The organism is Chryseobacterium sp. G0162, assembly GCF_003815715.1.
Lineage (GTDB): Bacteria > Bacteroidota > Bacteroidia > Flavobacteriales > Weeksellaceae > Chryseobacterium.
In genome coordinates, this window is sequence record NZ_CP033922.1 from 2183128 (window position 1) to 2195629 (window position 12502).

Below are 12502 nucleotides of genomic sequence, written 5' to 3' on the forward strand. Positions count from 1 at the left end.
AAGCCCGGCCTATTAACAATTTAATTTATTATTTATTCATAGACATCAGGAATTCTTCATTATTAAGAGTTCCTTTGATGTTTTTATTTACAAATTCCATTGCTTCTACAGGATTCATTTCAGAAAGATATTTTCTAAAAATCCACATTCGCTGAGAAGTTACTTCATCCAGAAGAAGATCATCTCTACGGGTGCTTGAAGAAATTAAATCAATAGCAGGATAAATTCTTCTGTTCGCAATTTTTCTGTCTAATTGAAGCTCCATGTTTCCTGTACCTTTGAATTCTTCAAAGATAACTTCATCCATTTTAGAACCCGTATCAATTAATGCAGTAGCAATAATCGTTAAGGAACCACCACCTTCAATTTTTCTTGCCGCTCCGAAGAATCTTTTCGGCTTATGAAGTGCATTCGCATCTACCCCACCGGAAAGAACTTTACCTGATGCAGGCGTTACTGTATTGTATGCTCTTGCTAATCTCGTAATAGAGTCCAATAGGATCACTACATCGTGCCCACATTCAACCATTCTCTGCGCTTTTGCCAGAACAAGGTTAGCTACTTTCACATGTTTTTCTGCAGCTTCATCAAATGTAGAAGCAATAACTTCTGCATTTACACTTCTTTCCATATCGGTAACCTCTTCCGGACGCTCATCAATCAGAAGAACCATCATATATACTTCCGGGTGATTAGCCGCAATAGAATTGGCAATATCTTTAAGCAACATGGTCTTACCTGTTTTAGGCTGTGCTACAATCATCGCTCTCTGCCCTTTTCCGATTGGTGCAAATAAATCTACAATTCTTGTCGAAATGGTAGACTCACTGCCTGCAAGATTGAATTTCTCTTCAGGGAAAAGTGGTGTAAGATATTCAAATGCAACACGATCCTTAATAAATGCAAGGTCACGTCCGTTTACTTCTGTAGGTTTTAATAAAGAAAAGTACTTTTCGCCTTCTTTTGGAAGTCTTACAATTCCTTTAACGGTATCTCCCGTTTTTAATCCATAATTTCTGATCTGTGCTGTAGAAACATATACATCATCAGGAGAAGAAATATAACTGAAATCCGATGAACGTAAAAATCCATAGTTATCAGGTAATATTTCCAACACCCCTTCAATGCTTACCATTCCATCGAAACTGAATTCTTTTTTATGGTCATGCTGCTCCTCTGCCTTTTCAGAATGTCTGTTTTGATTCTGATTTTGGTGTTGGTTTTGATGCTGATGCTGGTTTTGGTTTTTATGTTGGTTTCCACTGTTCTGTGGATGGTTGTGTCCTTTTTGAGGTCTGTTAGCCTGTGGTTGTTGAGAAGGGGTATTGTTAGGCTTTTCATCTGCCTGGGCAGGCTCTTGAGATTCTGTGTTTTTAGGAGCTTCTGCTTTCTCCTGAGAAGTTTCTGTATTTCCAGTATTGGTAGAAACTCTTTTTCTTTTTTTCTTAGCTGAATTGGCTGCAGATGATTCTTCATTTACTGTTGCTTCTACTGCTTCAGCTATAGGCTCTTCTGTTTTTACTTCTTCAGCAACCGGCGTTTTTTCTTCTACTTTTTCCTCTACTTTTGGTTCTGCCGGTGCTTTCGCACTTGCCCTTGGCTTTGCTGGGGCTTTCTTTGGAGCAGCTTTTTTTACCGGAGCTTTTACAGTTTTTTCTGCTGGAGCTTCTTCAGTATTGGCGCTGGTTTCCGTGGCGTTGAAATAATCTTTTGATACTTTAGGATTAGAAGCCTGAAAGTCAAGAATTGCAAAGATCTTATCATTATCATTGCTGTTTCTTGCAACTTTAACGCCCAAATCCTTTAAGATTTTAGTCAGTTCCGTTACGGATTTTGACCTTAACGTTTCTATGTTAAACATATTTATGTAAAAATGTAATTAATTGTGAGTAAGAAAAGTAAGTCCGGTGACTTTTGTTTTCAAGTACATTGTATAATGCAAATCTACACTTATTTTTGAATTGTGCAAAATTTATATTATTTTTGCCTAGAATTTAATATTCAATGCTACAGAGAATACAAACTATATGGACTTTATTAGCAGTTTTAGCTGCTGTTTTCCTTTTTATAACAGGACAGGATGTCGTAATTTCAGACAGCATCCCTGTACTTAATATAGGATGTATTATCCTTGTTATTATTGGATCATTAAGTGTTTTTAGTTTTAAAAACAGAAAAAGACAAATTTTGCTGAATACCATCAGCATCATTATAAACGCTTTGTTGATTGGTGTATTGGCGTACTGGCTGCTAAACTTATCCGGAGGAATACATTTTCCTGAGAAGGGTATTGAGCCGATTTTCCCATTAATTGCGATAATATGTCTGCTGATAGCAAACGTATACATCCGAAAAGATGAGAGGCTCGTGAAATCTGTAGACAGACTACGATAACCTTACAACGATTTTTTGAGTGAGAACAGTTCCTTTTTGGAGCTGTTTTTTATTTTTATATAGCTGTACTCTTCAATTCTAATCTGTAATTCTTTCCGAATCAGGTAATTTATGTAACTTCCTTGCAACATTTTGATCAAAAAGACGACAGATCCAATAACTTTTAATTAAAGACTATGAAAAAGCTAACTTATCTTACTTTATCCTTATTCTCCATATCCACTTTTGCTCAGGAAGTTTCAAAAGAAAGAGTAAAAACCGTTATTTCCACTCTCGCCTCTGATGAAATGAAGGGACGAGAAATCGGAACCCCGGAAAATGATAATGCAGCCAACTATATTGCTACATTATTTAAGGAAAACAATCTTGAGTACTGTACCGGAAACTCCTATCTGATTCCTTTTGACTACAATGGTAAAACCGCTTATAATGTTTGCGGTATAAAGAAAGGTAAATCTGATAAAAACCTTGGCTTTTCAGGACATTTTGATCATATTGGAACCAACAATAAAAGTGGAGACAACATTTACAACGGTGCCGATGATGACGCAAGCGGAATTACCACACTGGTAGGCATCGCAGATTATTTTAAAAATAAGAAGCCTGAATTTTCAATGGTTTTCATGGCTTTCAACGGAGAAGAAAAAGGAATGTTAGGATCACAGGCTATCTCTGAGGATAAAAATCTTGATAAAATTTACAATAATATGGCCGCCCTTTTTAATTTTGAAATGGTAGCTACTGAATCTCAATGGGGTAAAAATGCATTATATATGACTGGAGACGGCTTTTCAGATCTTGATGAGCTATTCAATAAACATGCAGTAAATGGGTTAAAAATCAATGCTGATCCATATGCTAAGCAGCAACTCTTTTATCGTTCTGATAATGTAAGCTTTGTAAAAAAGAAAATTATTGCGCATTCATTTTCAACGGTTGATATGACCAAAGCAACGCATTATCATCATGTGAATGATGACATGAATATTGTTGATGTTGATAATATGACCCAGATCATCAATAATTTTGGAAAGACATTAGATAAATTAAGCCCTAAAAATTTTGCTCCAAAGTATAACGATCAGGTCAATTTTAATTAATTCTGACTTCCACATACATGCCGCCGATAAGGCGGTTTTATTTTGACCTTAACCGAAATTCTGTATTTCTTAACCTTGAGTTTCACCCGTATTTTACACTTCTTTCTCACTTTATTTCAAAGCGTTGTAACAAAAATCCTCATTTTGAAACTTATCAATTAAAGTAAAACCGGATTAAGAACGTCTTATCTTCTAATTTTACGTAATTTTGCTATCCAAATTTTTCATTGAATGAATGAGTATAAAAAAATTCTGAGGTTCGCCAAACCCCATCAAAAATATATCTACGGAAGTTTATTTTTCAACATTCTGTATTCTGTATTTCAGATTGCTTCTCTGGGGACTATTTTACCGGTTTTAGGGATGCTTTTCGGCACCATTAAGCCTGAAAAATATGAAGTACCTCCTGTTTATTCCGGTGACATTACAGATTTCTTCACTTATATAAAAGAATATTCCAACTATTATGTTCAGACACTAGTCAGTACTCACGGTGCCCTTACGGTTCTCGCATGGCTTTGTGTGATTACTGCCTTTATGTTCTTTTTAAGAAATGCATTCCGATACTTCGGGTCCTTATTGCTCATCAACTATCGTGTTGGAGTTACTAAAGATCTTCGTGGTGCGATGTACAGAAAAATACTTTCTTTACCGGTATCCTTTTTTACAGAAAGCAGAAAAGGTGATATGATGTCCCGCATGTCTAATGATGTAGGTGATGTTGAAGGAAATATTTTGGGAAGTTTAATAGAACTTATCAATGCGCCTTTCATGCTTATCAGCACATTGATTACTTTATTTTTCCTGAGTGCGGAAATGACTCTTTTCTCTCTGCTTGTACTTCCTGTAATGGGAACAATGATTGCGCTCATTGGAAAAAGTCTTAAAAAAGATTCTCATGAAGCACAACATGAGTTGGGAACCATCTTTTCTATTGTAGATGAAACTTTAAAATCTTCAAAGGTTATTAAAATATTTAATGCCGAAAAGATCATGGACAACCGTTTCATGAAATCAATGAACAAGTGGATATCAAGTTCTATCAACTTAGGTAAAAAGAAAGAATTAGCCTCTCCAATGAGCGAATTCCTAGGTTCTATCACCTTTTTGATCATTGCATGGTATGGAGGTAAACAAATCATTGTGGAACAAAGCATATCGCCTGCTGATTTTCTGGTATTCCTGGGAATGTTCTTCCAGATTCTTCCGCCTGCAAAAAGTTTATCAACATCCATTTCCAATGTACAGAAAGGAGAAGCTTCCCTGAAAAGAGTATTGGAAATTCTTGATGCTGATGTAAAAATCGAAGAAATTGCAGAACCGGTTTCCATTTCAACGCTTAATAACAATATTGAATTCAAGAATATTGGGTTCTATTATGATAAAGCCAATCTTATCCTTAAAAACTTTGAGCTAACAATTCCTAAGGGTAAAACGGTTGCATTGGTAGGACAAAGTGGAAGTGGAAAAACCACTATTGCTAACCTTTTAGCAAGATTCTATGATGTTTCTGAAGGACAAATCCTTATTGATGGTGTAGATATTAAGCATTTGAAGCTACAGGAATACCGCCAGCTTCTGGGAATGGTAACTCAGGAATCTGTATTGTTCAACGATTCTGTTTACAACAATATTCTGATGGGTAAACCTGATGCTACCAGAGAAGAGGTGATTGCGGCGGCTAAAATTGCTAATGCAGATACATTTATTACAGGTCTTTCTGAAGGATATGATACCAATATCGGAGATGATGGAAACAAACTTTCCGGAGGTCAGAAACAAAGGGTATCTATTGCAAGAGCTGTATTGAAGAATCCACCGATCATGATTCTGGATGAAGCCACTTCAGCCTTGGATACTGAATCTGAAAGATTTGTACAGGATGCTTTGGAAAAAATGATGGAAAACAGAACTTCACTTGTGATTGCTCATCGACTTTCAACCATCCAAAAAGCAGACTGGATTGTGGTAATGGAAAAAGGAACAATTGTAGAACAGGGAACTCATCATGACCTTATTGCTAAAAAGGGCATGTATAACAAACTTGTTGAACTTCAAAACTTTGACTAATTATTTTTAAATCCATATAAAAATGAATCCTATACAAGAGTATTTCTACAGAATCGAAGAGCCTGAAAGAAGTACTCTTCTTTTTTTACGGGAAACCATCCTGGCTTCAGATCCTGAAAACATTACAGAAACTTTCAGCTTTGGACTTCCCTTTATCAAATACAAAAAGAAAATGCTGTGTTATTTCTACTACAGCAAAAAATACAAAAAACATTACCTTAGCTTTTATCACGGTGATAAACTCGATTATCCGGAATTGGTCAAAGACGGCAGAAAGAAATTTAAAATCCTTCTGATCAACACAGATGAAGATCTACCTGTCTCGCTTATTCTGGAAATTCTCACAAAAGTAAAGGATAATATAAAAGGATAATTTACGGGTCATTAAACAGACATTCATATTATTCTCTAGTCTTCTTTTGCAACCTTATATTTTTACATAATCGTAGTTTTCGTTTCCAAATTATATTAAAAAAAATACCAATGATATAAATATCATTGGTATTAATTCTAGTATTATTTACTCTTTGTGTTTTTAAGATTAACTATAGGAAAATAGTTATTAATGTGTATTTACTCCACTAAATTCAGCTTGTTTTATACCCCAAGCCAAAGCATTAGCATAGAATATAGAATTGTATACATTCATCTTTGTACCATTACCATAATTTGGTTTAGGAATTGGTTTAAAGTTTGTATCTGCATAAAAAGGACAAATTGTATCAGAAGTATTCGGAGCAGCAACTGTTCCACATTGAGAATTAAATCCTCCATCTCCTACCCAGATGAAATTTAATGTATTGTGTCTAAAAGCTGTTACCCTTCCTACTGTACCTGAAGGTGTGGCACTAGATATATTGGTATCTCCAGAGTATATTGTGATATCACTTGCAGGCAGACCTGTCGCATATGTTGTAGCAGATGCATCTTCTCCCCACTGAAGTCCTCTTATGTCTCCAAAAGGACCATTAAGAATAGCATCATTCGTCAACGGAAGCTTATAAATTGAACCTGCCGTATTAACACTTCCTACATTTACAGAACCGTCAAAGACACTGCTCAAAAGATTCTGCATTCCTGTGTTATTTTCAGAATAAGCAATCACAACACCACCTTTTAATAAATAGTTTTTAATTATCTGAGCTTCATTAGCACCCATACCCCATATATATCCTATCACAATAATATCTACAGCATTGGCACCTGTTGTCCAGGTAGTCAATTGAGCGGCACTTGGAGCACCTCCACCGTTAATTACCTGATCCCATCCTTCATATTTCACTGTACTATTTGCTAAAGGTCCATAATTCGCTCCAGCTTTAAGGACCTGACCTGAAGGAGATGTACCGGAAACATTATATCCACATCCATCAGGAGCATCTCCAATAGCCAATAACTTTTTCTTAGGAATTACTACAACTACATTTACAGAACATGTTGTAGAAACTCCGCCCTTGCTATCAGAAGTAATTACCATGCTTTTAGTAGTCGTAGAAGTTGGTGCCCCTGATCCATTTAAGGTTATATTTTGAGTTCCTGTAGCTGTAAACGTTCCTGAAGCACTAAATGAAATACCATCTACTGTATTGGTTGTAATAGTATAGCTTCCCAATGCAGAAACATTAACAGGTAGCGTAATGGTATTTGAAGCAGTTAGATTTGTTCCTACCTTATAGACACCATTTACAGTTGCACTACCACAACTCATAGTATAGGTTCCAGCTGCGCTTAAAACGTTTACCGTGATAGAAGGAGTACAGGTAACGTCTACTCCATTTGAGGAAAGTGATACTGTATTTAACTGCACCGCAGTAGGTGTACCTTGCCCTGGGATCTGAACAGTCTGCGCACCCGTGTTTAGGAAAACACCTGTTCCATAAAAGTTATATCCATTAGTTGTAGTACCGGAAATGGTATAATTCCCAACTTTGGTAACATTTACAGAAATGCTTAGATAATTAGAATTGGTTAATTCTTTTCCTTGAACATAGGTTCCCATTGCTTTGGAATTTGAACAGTCAATCGTAAATACAGATTTTCCGATTTGTCCACAGACACTTTTCCATTCATTATCTGCCAGGCTCCAATAGTTATAACAGTCTTCCGTTGTGTTAAAAATTGTAAGGCCATCATCCTTAGCAGTGTTTATGGCAATAGCATCCCTTTGTGCTTCCGTAAGTCTAGGAATTAGTATTCCTTTATTATTTCCTCCAGACACAACATCTAAGACAGAATTTAGATTAGGAGAAGTAGTGTTTATTCCTACTGGACCGTTGTAAGTCTGTGAATAAAGTTTTCCAAAAGTGAGGAGCAGTAGTAGTAGCAAAGTCCCGATTTTGGTTTTTGTAAATTTTAAATTCATCATGTTTTATATGTATTAATATTAATTTGTTCAACTAATAATCCTTAAGCCTTTGTGATTTTCGGCTACAAAGTTATTATAGATGTTAAGAATTCGACAAATCAATACCGCACAATACTACGCATGCGTATCAAAACTCATTAAATTTAGCGAGTTTATATTTTAAGAATAAAATTATTAATATTCATATTCGAGGTAATGTTTAGTTTTTTTCGAATTCTGTATTTCCGACTTTCCACAGCCCTTACACTACTGTTTATAGATGTTGCAATTTTTTTAGTATCAAAATTTAATCTCATTAAAGCACAAATATGCAGTTCAGAATAAATAAGACCATTATTAATACTTAAAATTTTGGGAATAAATTCAGGAAAAAACAATTGAAATTTTTCAAAAAACAAAGGAGAATTATCTTCTGCAAGATTTATAATTTCTGCAATATTATCCTGCGTTAAATTGTTATTAATTACCTGTTGGTACATCAGCTCGTTATTCACTTTTTGCAGATCGCCAATTGTAGAATCTTTTATTTCAGTCTCTTTCTTCAAACCATGGATCAGCTTATCTTTTTGAGAAACAAAATAAATATCAATCAGAAAAGTTGTAATGGCAAAAAGAACATTAAGCAGCTTTATAGTTCTTAGGTCTTCTTGATTTATATATCCACTTCTTGGCAAAAAATCAAGATCAAAATACATGCATACTATAAAATTTGCTGCTACAACACTCACAATAAGTAGTATTGTATTAAAATCATATTTATAGTTAAAATAAAAAGGAAGAGCAAAAAGGAGAGAGAAATAGAAATATTCAACTCCCGCATCTTTCCAGGTATACACGTGGAAAACACTTATTATAAAAGTAAGAATCAGAAAAATAAGAACAATCATATTCTTTATAACATTTCTGAACCTTGCTAACTTCCCTTTTACACTTATTAGAACGAGCCAAAAAAGAGTAATAATAATTAGGAATACAGAACTAAGAAGATCTCCAAAGAAAAAAATAATAAAAACAGAATAGAATAGAAATAGCAAAAAAAGAAAAAGCAAATATCGATTGATAAGCATTAAATCATTGCGATCAAAATCATTATCCAGTGATTCAAGCTCACTATTGATTATATAATAAAATATTTTTTTCATCATCCTAAAAATATCATTGTAAAGGACAATTTAATTGACTCGCGTCATTGCCCAAGAAGGTTTGGAAACTTAAACACTATAAAAATCCGAATATTACAACAATGCTAATTTAAAAAAATCAGCAAACAAATTAATAAAAACAGATTACGTATTTAAAACTAACACAGTATAGACTCATTTACAAATAAAAGCTCAATTACAAGAAATCATGAAATTGATAGGTAGTAAGAACTCTTTCCATTTAGTAATACTATTTCTGCTAATCTCAAAATGATTTGCAAGTTCTGTATTGTTGAGATTATTTTTTTCTGATAATTTAGAATTTCCAGAATAGAATTCTTGTCATATGATCGGAGTTGCTTATTGCTAATTTTTAGAATATTTAATTTCTCTCTGATAATATCGTATATATTTTTTTATAATTTGGTATCATATCTAATCATTTTTTCTTAATTCATTTATAATTTATAAAGAGTTGTTTTAGGTATGTTATAATTCAAAATCACTTCATGAGGAGTCATTTGTTTCATAAAAATTTTTCCGAGAATAAAATTCTTCACATTCTGAGTATACACACTTTTTCTAAATACAGGGAATATATTTTTTAAAGGCAATTAGGTTTTTATAGAGGCTGCATTTAAAATTAAATGGCCAGTGTATAATCTAAAAAATCATATTTCAAAAGCTTACTCCATTTTAATAAAAGGTCATTATCCATACTTTTTGCTCAAACATCTTCTGAATTTTTTCCTCACTGCATTTGAAAAATTTGGAAATTCTCTTACTCGAAATCTGAAGTCCCTTGAAAATCTGTTTGGAACTATACATAGATTTTACTTAGCAAAATTATTATTAAAAACTCAATAACGATAAGAAATATACACACGCAATAACACTCGTGAGTAGTAAAAATCGTAAAAAAAGAGCTTCAATTTAAATCTTCAACAAATAAAAAATGAAATAGAAATTTATTTTTTAGTTATTTTTTTCTCTAATTACCTATCCTCAACAATTTGAATCTATAAAATCAGACGAGTACGTTTCGTTTTATAAAATAAAAGATCTTCATCTAAAACAATTAGATAGAGATTATTTAAAAGGAGTAAGAAATATTTTTTACGGCAAAAAGGAAGCTAATCTCACATAATGGTTGGATATAAAATCTGACACATAACAATATCCTTCGCCACCAATAATACTGTTTATCATATTTATACATCTAAAAAAGAAATAAGAAAGGAGAAAACTACGTTTTCTCCTTTCTATATGTTTTGATTTTGCCTAATATTAATCTCTCAATTTGGCAATGACATCCAATCCTCCTTTGGTAATGTCTCCGATCTTACAGATGATTTCAGTATCTAAAGGCAGAAATACGTCCATTCTTGACCCGAATTTAATAAATCCAAACTCATGTCCGGCTTTCGCCTGATCTCCTTCATTACAATAGAATACGATCCTTCTGGCTACATATCCTGCAATCTGTCTGAAAACCACTTTATGATTGGTTTCAGTTTCAATAGCTACGGTTGTTCTTTCATTCTCTGTAGATGACTTTTCATGCCATGCTACCAGGTATTTTCCAGGATGGTATTTTTTATATATTACCTTCCCTGTAACCGGGTATCTACAGATATGAACGTTCAAAGGAGACATGAAGATAGAAACCTGAATGGCCTTTCCTTTAATGAATTCATTTTCTTCCACTTCTTTGATCATTACCACTTTTCCGTCAACCGGAGCAATGACGTTCTCTTTATGGTCAAGAATAGTACGATTCGGGACTCTGAAAAACCAAAATACCAGACAGTAAATAACCAACAAAGGTGCAATGATCAGCAAAGACCATATTTTAAGGAAATAGATAGCTAATGCCCCCAATACCAGAAAAAGTATCGTGGCTACGGTAATCGTTCCTTTTGATTCTCTATGTAATTTCATGAGACTAAATAAATTTTTCTAAAATAAAGTACAAATATACGACAGGAACGCAGATAATAAAACTATCCAGTCTATCTAATACTCCTCCATGCCCCGGAATGATGTTTCCACTATCCTTCACACCGAAGTTTCTCTTCAGTTGGCTTTCTACCAAATCTCCCAATGGAGCAAAAGCTGCCACTAAAAATCCAACAACCATCCAGTTCCCTCTTAACTCTGGCTGATAATGCTCTATAAAGTAAGATAAAACCAAGGTTAAAACAACACCTCCAGCATATCCTTCCCATGTTTTTTTAGGTGAAATTTTAGGGGCCATCTTATGTTTTCCAAAGAACTTTCCTACGAGATAAGCAAAAGTATCACTACTCCAGATCAGGATAAAAAGGAAAAGAACTTCCAGAGAAAAACCATCGTTATAGCTGGAGAACTTAGGTAATCCCAATGCAAAACTGAATGGCAAGGCGACATAAATAACGGTAAAAATCAATTTTCCGCTATCGAAGTATAATTCGTTAGGAAACTTAAATAAAGTGACTATAGCGATACCAATGAGAGCAAGAGCTAATATTTCACTCAACCTGAAATCAAAAAAGAAATCATGATGGAAGTATCTTTTGGAAAAAATGTAAAATATAAAAATAACCAATGGATACACTACCCATTTTTCATAGCCTTTTCCAAACTTCATTATTTTAACACATTCCCAGGTACCTACAACCAACAAAAAACTCATCAATCCATGATAGAGATATTGTTGCTGAATAAGACCAGGGAAAACACTGTTAATAAGTTGCGCCCCTAGCGGAGTCGAACAAAGAATAATAATGGCTACATATACGAGACCTGAAACGGTTCTTTGAATGAGGTTTTTGTCCAAAATTTAAAATTTAGTAGTGGATGCTTAATCTTCAAGCAGCAATAAAAACAGTTTTGTATTGGAATTGGAAGAACTGTCCATTTTTGACTGGCTTCCGCTGATGGAAGTAAGGTTCTTTATATTTCCATTTCTTTTTATTTTCCCCATGGCATCATTCAGATTGTTTACAATCTGTGAAACATTGGCAATGATGATAATTCTATCCGGCAGCCTTGAAGAATGATAATGAAGAATATTATTGTGAGAAAGCATAATTCTTCCGTCATAGGCAATCAGGTATTCACAGGTGATAAATGCGGCTTCATTAGACGGCTGCAATTCTGAAGTATAAGAACTCTTCACAACATTTAAAAAGTTCTGAAGTTCCTTATCCCAACAGAACAGGTTGTTAATACCTTCTATTTTGATAATTTGATTTAAAGTTTGTAGAGCCTCCGCTTCATCTGCACAATAATTAAAAAATCCCCCCGAATGCGTAAATAATTGCGCAAACTTATAGTCGAGATCCGCATTTTTTAGCGAATCCCCAAGCTTCTCCAGGCTCTGTTTATCCTCTTCCTCAGGCTGGTTGGTAAGTTTGCTTACAATCCTCTTGAATAAATTCAACTTAATT

General features: G+C 34.1%; 10 protein-coding genes. 4 read left to right on the plus strand and 6 right to left on the minus strand.

All coding sequences use genetic code 11. The features are described from left to right. Positions 1-28 precede the first annotated feature (28 nt). Positions 29-1861 carry a transcription termination factor Rho gene (gene rho, locus EG344_RS10010; protein ID WP_123909312.1) on the minus strand — a complete coding sequence of 611 codons (1833 nt, stop codon included), beginning with the start codon at positions 1859-1861 and terminating at the stop codon, positions 29-31. A 143-nt stretch (positions 1862-2004) separates the two neighbouring features. On the opposite strand from rho, the gene EG344_RS10015 reads away from it, so the two are divergent. The 4 genes from EG344_RS10015 to EG344_RS10030 all read left to right on the plus strand — a co-directional run bounded on the left by EG344_RS10015 (position 2005) and on the right by EG344_RS10030 (position 5937). Then, positions 2005-2394: a DUF4293 family protein gene (locus tag EG344_RS10015; protein ID WP_123909313.1), complete on the plus strand. Its 390-nt coding sequence runs from the start codon at positions 2005-2007 to the stop codon at positions 2392-2394. A gap of 176 nt (positions 2395-2570) precedes the next feature. Beyond that, complete coding sequence (locus tag EG344_RS10020; RefSeq protein ID WP_123858659.1) at positions 2571-3494, plus strand: M28 family peptidase; 924 nt, start codon at positions 2571-2573, stop codon at positions 3492-3494. Positions 3495-3725: 231 nt separating this feature from the next. Continuing rightward, positions 3726-5564: an ABC transporter ATP-binding protein gene (locus EG344_RS10025; protein WP_123858658.1), complete on the plus strand. Its 1839-nt coding sequence runs from the start codon at positions 3726-3728 to the stop codon at positions 5562-5564. Between the two features lie 22 nt (positions 5565-5586). Beyond that, complete coding sequence (locus tag EG344_RS10030; RefSeq protein WP_123858657.1) at positions 5587-5937, plus strand: DUF1801 domain-containing protein; 351 nt, start codon at positions 5587-5589, stop codon at positions 5935-5937. A gap of 189 nt (positions 5938-6126) precedes the next feature. Here the strand turns inward: EG344_RS10030 and EG344_RS10035 are convergent, their stop codons facing one another. The 5 genes from EG344_RS10035 to EG344_RS10060 form a co-directional block, all read right to left on the minus strand. Next, the gene (locus tag EG344_RS10035) at positions 6127-7929 is read right to left on the minus strand and encodes a hypothetical protein (protein WP_123909314.1); all 1803 of its coding nucleotides are present in this window, start codon (positions 7927-7929) and stop codon (positions 6127-6129) included. A gap of 152 nt (positions 7930-8081) precedes the next feature. Further along, a complete protein-coding gene (locus EG344_RS24275; RefSeq protein WP_228412898.1) occupies positions 8082-8657 on the minus strand; it encodes a helix-turn-helix transcriptional regulator in 576 nt (191 codons plus the stop codon). A 1701-nt stretch (positions 8658-10358) separates the two neighbouring features. Further along, positions 10359-11012 carry a phosphatidylserine decarboxylase family protein gene (locus EG344_RS10050; RefSeq protein ID WP_123858654.1) on the minus strand — a complete coding sequence of 218 codons (654 nt, stop codon included), beginning with the start codon at positions 11010-11012 and terminating at the stop codon, positions 10359-10361. 4 nt (positions 11013-11016) lie between these two features. Continuing rightward, positions 11017-11889: a phosphatidate cytidylyltransferase gene (locus tag EG344_RS10055; RefSeq protein ID WP_123909316.1), complete on the minus strand. Its 873-nt coding sequence runs from the start codon at positions 11887-11889 to the stop codon at positions 11017-11019. A 24-nt stretch (positions 11890-11913) separates the two neighbouring features. Next, entirely contained in the window at positions 11914-12495 is a 582-nt protein-coding gene (locus tag EG344_RS10060; protein ID WP_164464417.1) for an LUD domain-containing protein, read from the minus strand. Between the last annotated feature and the right edge of the window lie 7 nt (positions 12496-12502).

What these genes read in the sequence shown, in the direction of transcription:
- rho (WP_123909312.1), bottom strand. Translation starts at nt 1,861, where the DNA reads ATGTTTAACATAGAAACGTTAAGGTCAAAATCCGTAACGGAACTGACT.
- EG344_RS10015 (WP_123909313.1), top strand. Translation starts at nt 2,005, where the DNA reads ATGCTACAGAGAATACAAACTATATGGACTTTATTAGCAGTTTTAGCT.
- EG344_RS10020 (WP_123858659.1), top strand. Translation starts at nt 2,571, where the DNA reads ATGAAAAAGCTAACTTATCTTACTTTATCCTTATTCTCCATATCCACT.
- EG344_RS10025 (WP_123858658.1), top strand. Translation starts at nt 3,726, where the DNA reads ATGAATGAGTATAAAAAAATTCTGAGGTTCGCCAAACCCCATCAAAAA.
- EG344_RS10030 (WP_123858657.1), top strand. Translation starts at nt 5,587, where the DNA reads ATGAATCCTATACAAGAGTATTTCTACAGAATCGAAGAGCCTGAAAGA.
- EG344_RS10035 (WP_123909314.1), bottom strand. Translation starts at nt 7,929, where the DNA reads ATGATGAATTTAAAATTTACAAAAACCAAAATCGGGACTTTGCTACTA.
- EG344_RS10050 (WP_123858654.1), bottom strand. Translation starts at nt 11,012, where the DNA reads ATGAAATTACATAGAGAATCAAAAGGAACGATTACCGTAGCCACGATA.